Genomic DNA, 15659 nt, shown 5'->3' on the forward strand with positions numbered 1-15659 from the left:
CTCGCGGGCCGTCGGCAAAAAGTCGCGGGCCGCGTGCGAGCGCACCCGGCCGCGGCCGCCGTTGTCGCCGGTACCGCCGGAGCGGCGGCTACGCGGCGTCGAAAATCGCAGAAGAACCGGTCGCAGTTACAGCAGCCCCGTCTTCTGGAGCTTCATCAGGTCCTCGGTGTCGAGGGTCTCGCCTTCCTTGAACTTCTGGTAGATCTCCTCGGCCTCCTCGCGGGCGGCCTCTTCCTTCTCCTGGCGGGCCTCCCGCTCCTCCTCCTCTTCCTTCTTGTCGAGCTCGCGCAGGCGCTTCTGGACGCGCACGAAGTCCTCGTGGTGCTGGTCGGCGGCCTCCTGGGCCTCCACGAACTTCTCGTGCATCTCGTCGGCCTCGTCGCGGATGTCGTCGGCCTCGCGGTAGGCCTCGATCATCTGGTTGTGGTGCTCCTGGGCCTCGTCCGCGAGTTCGGTGACCTTCTGGTGGTGCTTGGAGGCCTCCGAGCGGATCTCCTCGGCTTCCTCCTTGAGCTGTTCGAGGTCGCCGCCCTGGTTGAGCTTCTCCTTCTTCTCGGCGAGCTTCTCGCGCTTCTCCTCGATCTTCTCGATGAGCTCGCGCTCGTCCTCGGCGGAGAGGACCTCCGTCTGCTGTTTGAACTCCAGGTCCTCGATCTCGTCCTCGAGCTGCTCGATGTCCTTGCCCTCGTCGAGCTCGAGCTCGTCGCGCTGCTCCTCGACCTCGTCGAACAGCTCGTTGGCCTCGGCGTTGAGCTCGTTGCGCTTCTCCTTGTGCTCCTGGACCTGCTGGTTGAGCTCGTCGCGCTTCTCGCGGTGTTCCTGGGCCTCGTCGACCTTCTCGCGGGTCTTCGCGTTCAGGTCGTCGCGCTCGGAGGCCCGCTCGGAGGCCATCTGGTTGAGTTCGTTCCGTCGATCCCGGAGCTGTCCCGCGAGCTTGATGAGCTCGCCCTTGGACTTGTTCTCGAGATCGTCGTCTGTGACCGATACGTTCTTGGATTCGTCTATCGAGTCTGCCATAATTGTACCTCTATGCCATACCCGCTCCGGCGACCGACAGGGCCACCGCTACGAAGTGGCTGACGCCGACAACAAGGGTGTCCTGTCATGCTGGTCGGAGTGCGATACAGCCTGAACGCCGGAGACGTTCTGGTATCAGGACATTGCGCCTCCCCCTGTTTAAATATTCCGGTGGCCTATGTGGCTGTTTCACACCCCGACGCGCCCGAGAACGGCGCGTCAGGTCTTACCACACGGTAGGATGGGCTTATAAACGGTAGACGTTCTCGACGCCGGCGTCGCCGACCCGGACGGAGAGTTCGACCGACGAGGCCGACTCCGGGACGGAGACGGTCCCGACGACCGCCCGGGCGCCGGCCTCGACCGTCGCATCGACCTCGCCGGACTCGTTGCCGGCCTCCCAGCGCACGGTCCCCGAGATCGCCTCGGGCGCGTCGTTGGCGACGACCACGTCGCACTCGCCGGGGGAGGCGCCCACGAGGAACGCCTGGACCGGCTCGAACGCCGACGCGAGGCTGTCGGCCGCTTCCTTGGGCGTGCCGTCGCGGGCGTAGACGCCCATCCCCGCGTCGCCGGCGTCCCGGAGCGCGTTCGCGACGACGACCGGCGCGCCGTCGGTCCGCAGCCGCTCGGCGACCCCGCGGACCAGCTCGGCCTGGTAGGCCTGGGAGGCCTCGGGGTCGTCGCCCCCCACGACCGCGTCGTGTTTCGCCCGGTCGAAGCCCGCCAACTCGACATCCGCGTCGTCAGGGTCGACGCCCTCCGGCAGCGATCCCGCGCCGAACTCGCCGACGGCGCCGTCCAGATCGTAGCGCTCGCGGACCCACTCCAGGTCGTCGACGCCGCCGTAGTCCCACCCCGGGTACAGCGCAGCCGCGTCGGGGTCGGTGCCGGGCTCGCCGACGACGGGGTACACCGCGACGCCGTCGGGGACCGCCTCGGCGACCGCCTCGGCGGCGCCGCGGTCGTAGTCGGCCCGCCAGACCCGGTAGCGGAAGCGCAGCCGGTCGAGCAGTCCCGACCCGACCCGCCCGGCGAACGTGTCGGTCGGCTCGTCGTGGACGCCGACCGCCGCCAGGCTCGGGTGGTGAGCGTACGTCCCGACGAGCCGCTCGGCCAGCTCCTCTCCCCGCGCGATGTCGAACACGCCGGGTCCGGTCAGCGGCAGGTCCTGCCAGACGAGGAGGCCCGCCTCGTCGCAGGCGTCGTACATCGCCTCCGGAAGCGCGTGCGCGTGCGCCCGCACGAGATTGGCGTTCACCTCGACCGCACGGTCGACGTCCGCGACCGTCGCGTCCTGCAGCGCGACGCCGCGGACGGGCACCTCCTCGCCGTTGACGCGCAGGCCGCCCCCGCCGGTCGCCTCGACGGTCGCGATCCCGGTGGTGCTCGTCCGCGCGGCGTCGTCGAGCTTCGCGCGCACCTCGTAGCGATGCTGGTGGCCCATCCCGCGGGGCCACCACAGCGACGGGTCCCGGACCTCGATGGACTTCTCGACGACCGCCCGCTCGCCGGCCGCCGCCGTGACGCTTGCCCGGTCCATCATCCCGCGGCCCCTGCGGTCGCCCGCCGGCTTGGTGGTGAGCGTCAGCCGGTCGTCGATCGACTCGCCGGCGTACACCTCGACGGCGGCGTCGATCGCCGCCCCCTCGTCGGTCGCGCGCGGCCGCAGGTCCACGTCGACGACGAACGGGTCGGGGTGGGCCGTCACGTCGACGCCCCACCAGATCCCCGGGACCGACCGGTCGGCGGGGACCCGGTCGGTGTCGTGGATCCCGCCGAACCGGTCCTCGGGCGCCCGGCACTCGACGACGAGTTCGTTCTCCGCCTCGGGCTCGAAGGGCACCCGCACGGGCTCGAAGACGGCGTCGGGCTCGGCGACCAGCTCGTCGTTGAGCCAGACCTCGGCGGCGGCGTAACAGCCCCGCAGTTCCAAAAGCGCGAGGTCGTCGTCGGGGTCGCGCGGGTCGTCGAAGACGGTCCGGTAGGCGACCCGGTCCTCGCCGGCGAACGCGGCCGGGCGGCCCGGGACCTCGACCGGCTGCCACTCGCCGGGCGTCGGCTTGCCGCCGCCGGGGTCGACCGCCGCACCGCTCCACTCACTCGGCATACCAACGTCCGCGTCCCCCGGTGGTATATCAGTTACGTCGGACGGTCGGCGAGCCGCCCCGCCCGACCCGCTCCCGCCCCGATCTGTCCCGACTCCTCCCCACCCCTTCCCCGACCGTCACTCTCCGGGCCTCCCTTCACCCCGTTTCACTTTCGCTCGCACGACCACCGTACGGGGACGGGTACCCCGTCGCAGTCGCGCGATTACACTTTCACTCAGGGTACGGCTCGGGTTGATATGTCCCCGGGTCGAACTTCGGGGTATGTTGAGCGAGATAGCCTGCCGGTGCGAGGCGGCGAACTGCTCGCGGAAGCTCACCGACGGCGACTGCATGCTCGTCTTCCGGACCGAGGGCGGGGAGCGCCGCGCCTACGAGTGCGAGTGCGGACACGTCACGGTCACCGTCGCCGCGACCGGCGAGTGAACCGCCTCCCGCGGGCCGACTTCGACTCCCTGAAGTAGCGGCGCCCGAACCCTCCCGCATGACCGACGACGCCGCTCCCGACGGGTCCGCGACCGACGAGTCCGCGGTCGAGCGCGATGGCGACACCGACGACGAGGCGCTCGTCGAGGTCGTGCGCGCCCAGGGCCACGAGAACGTCACCGCCGAGCACGTCAGCACGCTGGAGTTCACCAGCGACGACTTCCTCACGCCGGCGGGCGACTGCATCCTCGCGGTCGAGGCCGACCGCGTCCCCGCGGACTTCGACGATGCGTTCGTCGACGCCTGCAGCTCCCACGGCGCGACGATCACGGCGACCATCGAGGCCGGAGGGCACACCCACGAGGTGACCGGCCGCGGCCACCCCGACCTGTCCTTCGAGAACGAGCGCAGCCACGTGATCCGGACGAGCGACTACGTCGACGACCGGACCGTCCTCGTGGGCGCCGACGGCGCGGCCGCCGACGTGGACCGCGACCTCGTGGCGGCGCTGGCCGACGGCGCCGACGCGACGCTCCGGTTGCGGGTCGACCCCGCGTGACGCCCGGGCGGGTTCCAGCGCGAGCGGGACCCGACCTCCTCAGCGTCACGCACGGGTCGCCTGGAGAAGTTCGCTCCCCGGGTCCCGCCGGAGCCCCGTCCGCTCGATCCCCTCGAAGCCGGCCGCCCGGAGCCAGCGGGCGACCGCGTCGGCGTCGTGGACGCCCCGGCCGAGCGTCGCCCGGTAGGTCAGCGAGATCAGCGCGACCGCCGCGCGCCCCACGTTCATCCGGCCGCCGCCCTCGAACTGGTCGAGCACGGCGATCCGTCCGCCGGGTGCGAGCGCCCCGTGGACTCGCTCGAACAGCGCCCGTACCTCGGCCGCGTCGTGGCCGTGCAGGACGTTGAACAGCAGGACCGCGTCGTAGCCGCTCCCGATGTCGTCGGTGCGGTAGTCGCCGCCGCGGGTGGTTAGCCGGTCGGTCAGGCCGCGTTCGCGGGCCTCCGCCTCGGCCACGTCCAGCGCCGCGGGGTTGTCGAAGACCGTCGCAGACAGTCCGGGGTTGCGCTCGCAGAGTTCCGCCGCGTACAGGCCGTGGCCGCCGCCGAGGTCCAGCAGCGTCGTCGCGCCACCGGGAAGGTCGAGTTCGTCGGCCACGGGGTCGACCACCAGCGTCGCGGCCGCCCGGAACCCCCGCTGGGCGGTCGGCCACAGCTCGGGCTCGTCGTCGAGCCACTCGTAGATCGTCAGCGGCGGGCCGCCCTCCCGGACGGCCGTCTCCAGGTGGTCGTCCCAGAACGGGAACACCACGTCCCGCCAGAAGACGAACCACGGCGCGAGGTTCGCCTCGCCGTCGTCGGTGAGCCAGCGCGCGGTCGAGTCGCTCCGGACGAACGCCTCGCCGTCGCGCTCGACGTAGCCGTTCGCCGCGAGGACGGCGAGCAGGTCGCCCAGCGCCGCGGGGTCGGCGTCGATCCGGTCGGCGAGCGCCGGCGGCGTGTGCGGTTCGGTCAGCGCGTCGAAGACGCCGAGGTCGTGGGCGAGCGCGACCGCACGGAAACTCCCGGCCCCGAGCAGGTCGAGCATCGCGGACGGCGCGCGGTCGAGACGGAACAGCGCGAGCCGTTCGAGGACGTTCGGGCGGACGGGCATCCCCTCGAACTGGGGGGCGGCCGCGGATAGCCGTTCGGGTGCGCCGCGGTCTGTACCGTTAAGGCGATGCGGGACTCGGTTCCGGGTATGACCGAGGACCCGGAACCGCAGGAGAACATCAGCGGCGGCGCCGCCGGCGGCGGCGAGGCCGTGGCCTTCGAGCCCGGCGACGCCGACACCCGGGCGGAGGCCGTCGTCGACCGCCTCGGCGACATCTACTGGCAGAAGGCCTACGGCGGCCGCGACGGCTTCGAGTGTCTCGTCCGCACGATCCTGAGCCAGAACACCTCCGACGTGGCGAGCCAGCCGGCCCACGACGCCCTGATGGACCGCTACGGGCCGGACGGCGAGGCCGGCGGCGACGACCTGTCCGAGTCGCTCGCGGAAGCGGACCAGCAGACTCTCGCCGAGACCATCTCCTCGGCGGGACTGTACAACCAGAAGTCCGAGCGCATTATCGCACTGGCCGAGCGGGTCTGCGAGGCGTACGGCGGCGCCGACGGCTTCGACGAGTTCGTCAAGACGGGCGACCCGGACGAGGTCCGCGAGACGCTGCTGGAGATGAACGGCGTCGGGCCGAAGACGGCCGACTGCGTCCTGCTGTTCTCGGGCGGCCGCGGCGGCGTCTTCCCCGTCGACACGCACGTCCACCGGATCGCCCGGCGGATGGGGCTGGCGCCCGCCGACGCCGACCACGAGGGCGTCCGCGAGGCGCTGGAGGCCGCGGTCCCCGAGGGGAAGTGCGGCTTCGGCCACACCGCGATGATCCAGTTCGGCCGGGAGTACTGCTCGGCGCGCAAGCCGGCCTGTCTCGACGACCCGGAGGCCTGTCCGCTCGCGGGTCTCTGCGACCGGGTCGGGGTCACGCCGGCGACGGGAGAGGTGGTCGACCCGGCCGAAGCGGCCGCCGACTGAGAAACGGAGTTGGCGACGGGACGGGCGCGGAGCGGTCAGGGGAAGCGGGACCGCTGCGGACGAGTGTGAAGGGGGTCCGTCAGTCTCTCGCGGCGAGCGGAGCGGTCACGTCGCCGAACGGGGATCCGCCGTCGGTCGTGGTTGCGTCGTCCGCGGAAGTTCCGTTCCCGGCCGCGGTCACGTTCCCGGCCGCGGTTCCGTTGCGGACGGTCGCGTTCGCAGCCGTGGCGTTGCCGGCGGTGGCGTTCGCGGCCGTCGCGTTCGCGGCGGCGGTCGCCTCCTCGATCGGGTCGTCGGTGTACCAGACCTGTAGCGAGCGGTAGGCCGACGCGCGGGAGGGCACCTCGGGCGCGTCGCCGCGGTAGAGGTACGCGCGCAGGCGGCTCGGCGCGTCGCCGGGCGCCGGCTCGGGCTCGAACGCGAGGTACCGGACGGCGCCGTCGCGCAGCGAGAGCTCCGCGCGGGCCTGTCGCGTCGCCGAGCGGACGGTGGTCACGTTGTCCTCGCGGACGACCGTCTCGCGGACGAGGACGACCGTGTAGTCGGTGCGCTCGCCCTCGTCGCTGGCGACCTCGAAGTACAGCGACCGGTTGGCGTCGACGGCGTCGGTGTAGTTGGCGGTGACGTACTCGCCGGTGGCGTTCTGCGTCAGCACGGCGAACTCGGTGAACTGCTCGTCGGTCCCGGCCCCGTTCGTGTCGGTCGTCGCGAGGACGGCCGTCGCGCCGACGGCGCTGGCGACCAGCAGGACGGCGAGCACGAAGGTCGCCGAGAGCCGCGGGCGGAAGGCGCCGGCGACCGACCCCAGCGGGAGCGACGGGGCGTAGCGCAGGTGCGCGGGCACCCGCCGGCGCCGGTAGGCGGCGGCGGCGACGGCGGCCAGCGTCGCGAGAGTGAGCCCCGCGAGGGCCGGGAGCGGTCGGATGGGCCAGGGGCTCGCGTTGACGGCCAGCGCGACGGCGGCGACGACGGCGACGCTCGCGACGACCGTCAGCCCGGCCCGGACGGCAGGGTCGATCGCGTCGACGGACGAGCCGTCGGCGGGCGAGGCGGTCGCGCGCGGCCGCCGGGGGTCGGCCCGGCCGCCCCCGCGCGGGTACAGCGCGGCGACGACCGCGTAGCCCGGCGCCAGCAGGACGACGGGCAGCCCCAGCGCGAGCCGCAGGGCGGGCACGTCGACCGACAGCGCGACGACGAGGTCGAAGGCGGCGACGCCCGCGACGACCAGCGCGAGGTCGGCGACGCCGCCGCGTGCGGATGACTGGAGACTCATGGTCTCAGGCCCCCGGTCGAGTGCACAGTTCGGCGTCCTGGTTCTCGTAGACCTGGTTGCTCCCGACGGGGCAGATCTGGTCGCGGTCGACCTGGCGGGTCACCACGGCGCCGCCGGCGGCGGTGAACTGGGGCGCGCCCGTCGACTGGTAGTCGCGGTAGACCACCCTGTCGTAGGGGGGGTCCGTCCCGTCGACGCGCGTGAGGTTGATCGTGTCGCTGAAGTGCGCGCCGCTGCTCTTGAACGCGGTCCGCCAGGGGTGGTCGGTGAAGACCGCGTCGACGCTGGCGGGCGTCGTCTCGCCGATGGAGTGCATGGCGACGATCTCCGACTCGGAGTAGGCGTACTTCGGCCACTGCTCGTCGAAGGTCGGGTCGTCGAGCGTCGCCTTCTCGCCGGCGACCATCGCGAACGGGAAGACCAGCAGGAGCACGACCAGACCGGCGGCCGCGACGCGCCCCGAGAACCGCGTCCCGAGGTACCGCAGGCCGACGGCGCCGACGACCGCCATCAGCGCGTAGGCGAACGCGAACCACCGGCCGGGGAGGAACGTGCGGATCCCGAACAGCGGCAGCCCCAGCGAGAAGAACAGCATCGCGCCGATGGCGACGACGAGCGTGTGGGCGGCCTGGGGCGAGCGGTGGCGCCGGACCAGCGCGAGCCCCCCGAGGACCGCCGCGAACAGGAGCACGAGGAAGCCGACGGCGTCGAGGTACGTCGCCACGCGGCGCATCAGCTCCGACGCGGGCGCGCTGCCGGCGACCGCGACGCCGGCCCCCTCGCTCCCGGCGAGGTTCAGGAAGCCCGCGGAGGTCCGCAGCGTCAGCGCGACCAGCCCGACCATGCGCGTGAGGAACGGCTCGCCACCCCAGGGCGTGGCCATCCAGATCCCGCCCGTGAACAGGAGGTGGAAGGCGAACGCCCAGTGGAGGCCGACGACCCCCGGGGAGGTCCGGGAGGCGCCGTCGGTGATCGGGTCGCCGGACTCGGGGCCGAGCCCCATCGAGCCCGAGAGCCCGCCGGCGGGGGTGGCCCAGCCGACGCGGCCGACGAGCACCTGCGCGAGGACGGCCGAGCCGACGAACACCAGCGAGACGAACGCCGCCACCTGGTGGGTGAGCGTGACCGCGACGATCGACCCGGCCAGCAGCGCCCAGTCGGCCCGGCCGGTCTCGGCGTGCAGCAGGCGCGCGACCGCGAAGACGACCCCGAGGAAGAAGACGAGCCCGAGGCTCGTCGGGATGACGTGCATCCCCCAGCGGATCGCCTGGTCGGTCATCGCGAACGCGCCGGCCGCGAACAGCGCCCAGCGGGTGTCCACGAAGTACCGGGCGGTGCCGTAGACGAGCAGCACCGAGAGGACGACCGTGCTCCCGACGACCAGGTACAGCGAGAGGCGCAGGTCGACGCCGAGCAGGTCCGAGCCGACGACGGTGGTCAGGTGGTGGAACGGGGCGAAGAGGTACTTCGCGCCGGCCAGCGGCGCGAGCGAGTCGGCGGCCCCGACGGCCGCCGCGTACTGGGTCGTGTGCTCCCAGCTGTCGACGCCGACGAACCCGGGCGTCGTGAACAGGCCGGTGAACCGCACGACGAACGCGTGGGCGAGCACCTGCGCGAGCACCAGCCGCTCGTCGAGCGCCTCGGGCGACAGGAAGACGGTCTGCAGCAGGACGAACGCGCCGACCGCGCCGCTCGCGACGATGACGGCGAGCGTCCGCGTCCCGGCCAGGGCGGCCCAGGTCGCGATCCCGACCAGCGCGATCCCGGTCAGCTCGGCGGCCGCGACGCCGCCGGCGTCGAGCGTCGGCCGCCGCCGTTCGGCGGCGGTGTCCCGCCGGACCGAGACGAGATAGAGGCCGCAGGCCGCCCCGAGGACGACCGGGATCGTCCGGACGTACACCGAAGAGGTCAGGACGGCCAGCGGGAGCAGCCCCACCGCGACGACGAGGCCGAGGACCGCGACCGCCACGTCGAAGCGCGCGCTCGGCAGCCAGCTCGTCGGGCGCCGGTTCATGCGGCGGTCACCTCCCCGTCGAGCGCGCCGTCGTCGCCGTCGATCCCGCCGTCGTCCCCGCCGAGCGCGCGCTCGTAGACGCCCAGCAGGTCCTCGCCCATGCGGTCGAGGCCGAACTCCCGGGCGCGTTTACGGCCCGTGGGTTCGGTCGTCCGCGCGAGCGCCGCGGCCAGCGCGTCGGCCAGCCCCGCGTCGGTGTCGGCGACCGCCGAGCACTCGGCCCCCGAGAGCAGGTCGGGCACGTCGCCGACGGGCGTCGCGACGACCGGCAGGTTACACGAGAGCGCCTCCTTGACGGCGTTGGGCGACCCCTCGCGCTCGGAGGTCAGAAGCATGGCGTCGGCGGCGTTCATGTACGTCGGCACCGCCTCGTGGGGCACGCCCGAGACCGCGTGGAGCTCGACGGGCGCGTCGACCGCGGTCCGCGCCCGCTCGACCACCCGCTCGGCGCGCGGGTAGTTCTTCTCGGTCCGCCCGGTGTCGTACGGGAAGAGGACGTGCCTGGCGTCGGGGTCCCAGTCGACCGCGTCGACGGCCGCCTCGCGGGGTTCGGGGGCGAAGCGGTCGGTGTCGATCCCGTGAGGGACGACCGTCGTGTCGCGGTCGAGGGCGCCGGCCATCTCCTCGGACATGACGACCACCTCGTCGGCGAAGCGGGCGCACTGCTCGCTGAGTGTCCCGTAGGGACCCAGCAGGTCCGACCCCCACAGCGAGAGGACGACCGGTCGCACCGGCTGTGCCAGCGCCGCCGGCGCGGTCAACCCGTAGTTGGCGTGGACGAGGTCGATGTCGGGACCGCGGGCGGCTCTGAGCACGCGGGCGTAGAAGCGGGCGTACTCCGCCAGCGACCGCTCGCGGCTCTCCCCCGGCACCGGGACGACGGTACAGGAGACGCCGTTGCGTTCCAGCACCTCCACTTGCTGTTCGAAAAACGGTCTGCGCGACGTGACCAGCTGAAGGGTTCGGACCATCTATCGGAACACCGTCCGTCGCGGCCCTCGCGACGCGGGTGCCGATGAGACCGGCGGCCGGGGACCGCTCTCCCGGCCGACCGGTCGGTTCGAACCCCCCGGCTGTGCTGTGCTGTCGAACCCGTTCACACCAAGACCGTTCCCCGGTTCGCCCATTGTAATGATGCGACTACGCCCCCGATCACCCGGACTAACGGCGCCCGCGCCCGATCGCGGGCGATCCGGTTCGGCCGGAAGAGAGCATATAACGCCGCTGGGACCGCCGATCTCCCCGGGCGGCGGGCGGCGAGCGGTGGTCGGCGATCGGCGGCGCGGTCGGGAGTGCGAGCCGGTCTCAGGACCACGACCCGGTCACGTCTTCGAGCGCGCCGCGCATCTCCAGGCGGATCCCCCCGTGGGCGAGCAACAGGAGCGCGTAGACGGCGACGCCCGCCCCGACGCCGAGGGCGACGCGCTGCCAGCCGGTCGGGAGGTGCGGCCGCAGGGCGTAGACGGACAGCCCCATGATCGCAGCCGACCCGACGCTCCAGCCGACCCGCCGCCAGGGGACGACCACGTCGACGAAGCGCGTGACGTAGGTGAGCGCGACGACCGCGGCGGTCGCCGCCGACAGCGTCGTTGCGACCGCGGCCCCCAGGATGCCGAACTGCGGCACCAGCGCGAGGTTCAGCACGAGGTTCGTCACGATGGCCGCCATGCTCCCCCGATAGCCCAGGCTGGGCTTGTCCATCGCGAACAGCGACGGGCCCAACACCAGCTGGACCGACCGCAGGATCTTCTCGGTCATGAAGACGACCAGGACCGGGTAGGCGACGACCGTCTCCGGGCCGAACAGCGTGCCGAGGACCTCCCGGCCGAGGACGACCGCGCCGGCGAACGCGGGGATCGTCAGGTACAGCGGGATCTGCAGCCACTGCTCGAAGGCCGACTCGATCCGGTCGAGGCGGTCCTCGGCGTGCCACTCGGAGATCTGGGGGAACAGGGAGGTGCGGATCGCCTCGGTGAGCATCATCGCGACGCTGGCGACCCGCCAGGCGATCTCGTAGGCGCCGACGAGTTCGACCCCGACGAACAGCCGGAGGATCGCCACGTCCATCCACTGGTAGACGAAGCCGCCGACGTTCCCGACGAACACGTACCGGCCGAAGTCGACGAGGCTCCGGGCCCGCGAGAGGCTGGGCAGCCCCACCGCCAGGTCCATCCGGACGAGCGCGCCCAGCGCCGTCGCGAACCGCCCGGCGCTGTAGGCGACGATGAGCGCCTTCGCCCCCCAGCCGTACTCGACGAGCGCGACGCCCACCGCGACCCACGTGAGCTTGCCGAGCACCTTCAGCGCGGCGTTCTTGTCGACGCGCATCTGCCCGGCGAGCAGCCGCAGGGTCAGCCCGCGGCTCTGAGCGGCGAGCAGTCCGAGGACCACCAGCGGGACGACGCCGGCCACGTCGACGTACGACTCGACGCGGGGAGCCAGCAACACCAGCGCGCCGATCCACGGGAGCATCAGCAACCCCTTCGTGCAGGCGGCGGTCGTGAGGATCTCGCCGGTCGCCCCATCGGCGGAGAGCTGTTTCTCGCTGGCCTTCGAGACGCCGAGGTCGATCGGGATGCCGAGCATCCCGACGACCGCCTGGAAGACGAAAAACGACCCCATGGGGCCGGTGCCGAGCGTCTGCGTGAACCAGGCGATCGCGGCGAACTCGACCAAGGCGAGGACGATGCTGCCGGAGAACAGCTTCAGGACGGAGTCGCGCAGGTCCATGGGCTACGTCGCGGCACCCGCCGTCGGTCCGAGGCCCAGCGACCGACCGCGGGCGGAGAGGGCTGTCGACACTGTCCGACCGGAGTCCCGTGCGTGCCGGCCGCAGCCGACCGGTTCGTCCCGGCCGTCGGTCGGCTCGTCCTCGCCGGTCGGCCGTCCACCGGGGACGGGCTGACCGGCGGGGACGGACCGGCAGGGAGGAACGAATCGACCGGGCGGCGTCCACCGGCTCGCGCGGATGCAGGTCATTCACCTCGCCCGTCCACGAGCGCTCCCCCTTGTTAAAAGCCCGTTACCCCGGAGTAGGCCGGACGTACCGCGGGAGTACGGCCATCATAGCTAATGGCGAGAGTCCGGTCGGACCGCGTATGGACAGCGAGCGCCCCAACGTGTTGTTCGTCTGCGTCGACGCGCTGCGGAGCGACTTCGCCTTCGGCGACTACGGGGCCGACAAGCCCCTCTTCGAGTTCCTCGAACGCGAGGGGACGGCCTTCGACACGATGGTCGCCGCGGCGTCGTCGACGACGCCGTGCGTCGCCAGCTACATGACCGGCACCTACCCGCCCGAGCACGGCGTCCTCTCGCTGCGGGACTTCTCGCTCTCCGACGGCGTCACGACGCTCGCCGAGGCGTTCGACGCCGCCGGCTACGACACGTCGGCGTCGGTCACCGGCCCGATCACCGACGACACCGGCCTCGACGCGGGCTTCGACCGCTACGACTACCGCGAGCGCGACACCACCGTCTACACCGACTGGTTCGACGAGTACCGGCGCGAGCTCGCCGAGGCCGAGGGGCCGTGGTTCAGGTACCTCCACCTCTGGGAGGCCCACGTCCACAAGGACCTGCCGCCGGACGCCGACGACGACGAGATCGACTACGACGCGGCCGTCCGCGGCGTCTTCGAGCAGCTCCAGCGCCTCCTGGAGGTCGTCGACCTCTCGGAGACGGTCGTGGCGGTCACCGGCGACCACGGCGAGGCGTTCCGCGACGGCACCTGGCGCCACCGCGCCTCTATCGTCGGGTTCAACCAGGTCCCGATCCCCTTCACCGACAAGCGCACGCGCAACGTCCGCAGCGACGTGTACGACCAGTACCTCCGCCCGCGCGGCATCGAGACCGAGGAGTGGTACAACTCCCTGCGGAAGGCCAGCGCGACCGAGTTCCCCAACGCCTTCCACCGCATCGGCCACGGCTACCACGTCTACGACTTCCTCACGCGGGTCCCCTTCGCCGTCGCCGGCCCCGGGATTCCCGCCGAGGGCCGCGTGACCGACCAGGTCCGCTCGGTCGACATCTTCCCGACGCTGCTCGACGCGGCCGGCGTCGACCGGCCCGCCGACGTGTCCGGCCAGGACATCCTCTCGGAACCGATCGAACACCGGCCGGCGCACGTCCGCGCGGTCGGCGCCTCCGGCGAGCGCGAGCGGTGGCTCGACGGCGTCCGCTACGACGGCTGGAAGTACGTCCAGGGCCGCGACCGCGAGCTGTGCCAGCTGTTCGACCTCGAATCGGACCCGAAGGAGCTGGAGAACGTCGCCGACGACCACCCCGAGGTCGTCGAGCGACTGCGCGACATCGTCGACGAGCACGTCGCCCGCGAGCGCCAGCTGGAGACGGCGTCGGTCTCCGAGGGCGCCGAACAGCGGATGACCAGCCGGCTCGAAGACCTGGGCTACCTGTAACGCGTCGAAACGGAGAATCCACGGAGGACCGGAGCGGGGACCGCGTCGGGAACCGCGCCGCGAGTGCATGCCGGACAGTCGCGATCCGGGGACAGCCGGAAGTCGTCTCGCGGAGAGTCGACGGTCGATGTCCCGGAGGTGACGGTCGGTGTCCCGGCGGTCGACAGCCTACCGCGGACAGCCGATCGTCGGGTCGGACGGCTGCTTCGCGCCGTAGTGGTTGGTGTCGAAGTTCAGGTTCTTGAACTCGTTCGAGTGGGGCTGGATGATCGACTCCGTGCCCCGTCCCGGCGCCGGTTTCTTCGGGTTGTGGAACCAGTTGTGGTGGATGTCCGCGATATCGTCGGGGACTCCGCGGATGCTGACGTGGGACTCGGGGTCCTCCCCGGAGTTGAGATGTTTCGTCGGGACGAACGTGTTGTGGTGGATCTCGAGGGTCGCGCCGCCCGGGCGGTGGGTCCCGACCTGGTAGGCGATGGCGTCCTCGCCGAAGTGGTTGTAGCGCACCTCGTAGCCGGCGGTGCCCTCGTTGGCGACGGAGTGGCGGTTGAGGTTGAAGCGGTTGTACTCGACCAGCGTACTGCCGCCGCCGATACAGACGATGCCGTAGCCGAGCCCGTCCATCGCGTTGGTGTGGATGTGCGAGTGGTGGATCCGGGCCGAGTGCAGCAGTTTCACGCCCGAGTAGCTGAACCCGGAGATCTCGACGTTGTCGATCTCGCAGCCCTTGCCCTTGACCGTCACGCCGCTGTGAACCGGGCGGTCGTACTCGACGTACTCGTCGATCGAGCCGGTGACCCGCAGGCCCGTGATCCGGACCTGGTGCTCGGTGTGGAGCGGGCCCTCGCCGTGGACCTCGTCGGCGCGGATCTCCCCGCCCTTCGCCCCGTCGATGCCGCGGTTCGAGGCGAGCGTCACGCCCGCGGGGACCGTCAGCTCCCGGTCGGGGACGTTGATGCTCGCGTCGGGCGCGACGTACACCACGTCGCCGCTTGACGCGCTGTTCAGCGCCGATTCGAGTTCGCTCAGCGTCGAGACGACCGTGGTGGCGGCCGACTGCGGGACCGCGTCGGGGTAGCCGTCGCCGCCGCCCAGCACGTCGCTCGCCGCGGGCAGCGACTGGACGGTCTTCCCCTTCGCGACCGCACCGGGGTCGACGCGCGTCCCGTCGATTCGGACCTCGAAGTCGCCGCTCGTCGGCGAGAACGACGTGATCCGGCCCTGGAACGTGTAGGTGTCGCGCCCCCACGAGCCGACCGCGCCGGTCGCGGTCTGGGTGCCGTCGCCGTTCTCCGCGACCGTGTCGTTGCCCTCGGCGTCGCCGCGGACCGGTTCGACCGCACCGGTCGCGGTGAACTCGTAGTCGACCGCCGCCGAGCCGGTGCTGTCGATCTCGATCCGGCGGCGACCGCCCGACCCCTGCGCGGCCCGCCCGCCCCGCGCGAGCAGCGGCGCCCCCACTGCGGCCGCGGCCGCTGTCAGGAACGACCGTCGCCCGAGCCCGCCCGAACGCCCCGGTAGGCCGCGGTTACGGTCGTCTCGCCCTTCGTCGTCCGTCGGTTCGCTATGGTTTCCGAACACCATATCGCGGTAAGCCTCCCGTTCTGGGATAAGGCTACCTGCGGAGGCGGTGCGCGGAGCCCGCACTTGCTCGCCTGGTCCGTACCGGATCCGTCCGGTTGGTTGCGGCTTCACGCGCCCTTGCGTAGGAACGGCCTACCCGAGACGGCCGACGAGCGGGGAACGCGCCCGCTCGCCGGCTCGTCAGAAGGCCGGCGGTACCCGCGCGTCGCCGCAGGAAACGTGCGGCTACTCGCGCGAGCTACGCGCGCGCGCGGAG

The 15659-nt window shown here is 72.1% G+C and carries 12 protein-coding genes; 4 read left to right on the plus strand and 8 right to left on the minus strand.

Annotated elements, in window-relative coordinates; genetic code table 11:
• Positions 1-126: 126 nt before the first annotated feature.
• Both E3328_RS10210 and E3328_RS10215 read right to left on the minus strand, forming a co-directional pair.
• Positions 127-1017, minus strand: a complete 891-nt coding sequence (locus tag E3328_RS10210; RefSeq protein ID WP_135364456.1) for a coiled-coil protein — start codon at positions 1015-1017, stop codon at positions 127-129.
• A gap of 247 nt (positions 1018-1264) precedes the next feature.
• Positions 1265-3127, minus strand: coding sequence for a glycoside hydrolase family 2 protein (locus E3328_RS10215; RefSeq protein WP_135364457.1), 1863 nt, complete (start codon positions 3125-3127; stop codon positions 1265-1267).
• A 262-nt stretch (positions 3128-3389) separates the two neighbouring features.
• Between E3328_RS10215 and E3328_RS21970 the strand changes: the two genes are divergently transcribed.
• Together E3328_RS21970 and E3328_RS10220 are read left to right on the plus strand one after the other, a co-directional pair.
• Positions 3390-3551: a hypothetical protein gene (locus E3328_RS21970; protein ID WP_167837361.1), complete on the plus strand. Its 162-nt coding sequence runs from the start codon at positions 3390-3392 to the stop codon at positions 3549-3551.
• A 58-nt stretch (positions 3552-3609) separates the two neighbouring features.
• Complete coding sequence (locus E3328_RS10220) at positions 3610-4110, plus strand: DUF371 domain-containing protein (protein ID WP_135364458.1); 501 nt, start codon at positions 3610-3612, stop codon at positions 4108-4110.
• 45 nt (positions 4111-4155) lie between these two features.
• Here the strand turns inward: E3328_RS10220 and E3328_RS10225 are convergent, their stop codons facing one another.
• On the minus strand, positions 4156-5202 hold the full coding sequence (locus E3328_RS10225; protein WP_135364459.1) for a methyltransferase: 1047 nt from the start codon (positions 5200-5202) through the stop codon (positions 4156-4158).
• A gap of 87 nt (positions 5203-5289) precedes the next feature.
• On the opposite strand from E3328_RS10225, the gene E3328_RS10230 reads away from it, so the two are divergent.
• Positions 5290-6117 carry an endonuclease III domain-containing protein gene (locus E3328_RS10230; RefSeq protein ID WP_135364460.1) on the plus strand — a complete coding sequence of 276 codons (828 nt, stop codon included), beginning with the start codon at positions 5290-5292 and terminating at the stop codon, positions 6115-6117.
• A gap of 79 nt (positions 6118-6196) precedes the next feature.
• On the opposite strand, the gene E3328_RS10235 is transcribed toward E3328_RS10230, so the two are convergent.
• The 4 genes from E3328_RS10235 to E3328_RS10250 form a co-directional block, all read right to left on the minus strand.
• The gene (locus E3328_RS10235; protein ID WP_135364461.1) at positions 6197-7390 is read right to left on the minus strand and encodes a DUF1616 domain-containing protein; all 1194 of its coding nucleotides are present in this window, start codon (positions 7388-7390) and stop codon (positions 6197-6199) included.
• 4 nt (positions 7391-7394) lie between these two features.
• Positions 7395-9404, minus strand: coding sequence for a hypothetical protein (locus E3328_RS10240; protein WP_135364462.1), 2010 nt, complete (start codon positions 9402-9404; stop codon positions 7395-7397).
• Positions 9401-10375, minus strand: coding sequence for a glycosyltransferase (locus E3328_RS10245; protein ID WP_135364463.1), 975 nt, complete (start codon positions 10373-10375; stop codon positions 9401-9403). The genes E3328_RS10240 and E3328_RS10245 overlap by 4 nt, the downstream gene beginning before the upstream one ends.
• Positions 10376-10709: 334 nt before the next feature.
• Positions 10710-12134, minus strand: a complete 1425-nt coding sequence (locus E3328_RS10250; protein WP_135364464.1) for an oligosaccharide flippase family protein — start codon at positions 12132-12134, stop codon at positions 10710-10712.
• 368 nt (positions 12135-12502) lie between these two features.
• On the opposite strand from E3328_RS10250, the gene E3328_RS10255 reads away from it, so the two are divergent.
• Positions 12503-13819, plus strand: coding sequence for a sulfatase family protein (locus E3328_RS10255; protein WP_135364465.1), 1317 nt, complete (start codon positions 12503-12505; stop codon positions 13817-13819).
• Positions 13820-13987: 168 nt separating this feature from the next.
• On the opposite strand, the gene E3328_RS10260 is transcribed toward E3328_RS10255, so the two are convergent.
• Complete coding sequence (locus tag E3328_RS10260) at positions 13988-15403, minus strand: right-handed parallel beta-helix repeat-containing protein (RefSeq protein WP_135364466.1); 1416 nt, start codon at positions 15401-15403, stop codon at positions 13988-13990.
• Between the last annotated feature and the right edge of the window lie 256 nt (positions 15404-15659).

The sequence above is a fragment of the Halosimplex halophilum genome (genome assembly GCF_004698125.1).
Taxonomy (GTDB): domain Archaea; phylum Halobacteriota; class Halobacteria; order Halobacteriales; family Haloarculaceae; genus Halosimplex; species Halosimplex halophilum.

Excerpts from the sequence above, each read along its gene's own strand:
- E3328_RS10250 (WP_135364464.1), bottom strand. The coding sequence starts at position 12,134 with ATGGACCTGCGCGACTCCGTCCTGAAGCTGTTCTCCGGCAGCATCGTC.
- E3328_RS10235 (WP_135364461.1), bottom strand. The coding sequence starts at position 7,390 with ATGAGTCTCCAGTCATCCGCACGCGGCGGCGTCGCCGACCTCGCGCTG.
- E3328_RS10245 (WP_135364463.1), bottom strand. The coding sequence starts at position 10,375 with ATGGTCCGAACCCTTCAGCTGGTCACGTCGCGCAGACCGTTTTTCGAA.
- E3328_RS10260 (WP_135364466.1), bottom strand. The coding sequence starts at position 15,403 with ATGGTGTTCGGAAACCATAGCGAACCGACGGACGACGAAGGGCGAGAC.
- E3328_RS10240 (WP_135364462.1), bottom strand. The coding sequence starts at position 9,404 with ATGAACCGGCGCCCGACGAGCTGGCTGCCGAGCGCGCGCTTCGACGTG.
- E3328_RS10215 (WP_135364457.1), bottom strand. The coding sequence starts at position 3,127 with ATGCCGAGTGAGTGGAGCGGTGCGGCGGTCGACCCCGGCGGCGGCAAG.
- E3328_RS10220 (WP_135364458.1), top strand. The coding sequence starts at position 3,610 with ATGACCGACGACGCCGCTCCCGACGGGTCCGCGACCGACGAGTCCGCG.
- E3328_RS10255 (WP_135364465.1), top strand. The coding sequence starts at position 12,503 with ATGGACAGCGAGCGCCCCAACGTGTTGTTCGTCTGCGTCGACGCGCTG.
- E3328_RS21970 (WP_167837361.1), top strand. The coding sequence starts at position 3,390 with ATGTTGAGCGAGATAGCCTGCCGGTGCGAGGCGGCGAACTGCTCGCGG.
- E3328_RS10210 (WP_135364456.1), bottom strand. The coding sequence starts at position 1,017 with ATGGCAGACTCGATAGACGAATCCAAGAACGTATCGGTCACAGACGAC.
- E3328_RS10225 (WP_135364459.1), bottom strand. The coding sequence starts at position 5,202 with ATGCCCGTCCGCCCGAACGTCCTCGAACGGCTCGCGCTGTTCCGTCTC.
- E3328_RS10230 (WP_135364460.1), top strand. The coding sequence starts at position 5,290 with ATGACCGAGGACCCGGAACCGCAGGAGAACATCAGCGGCGGCGCCGCC.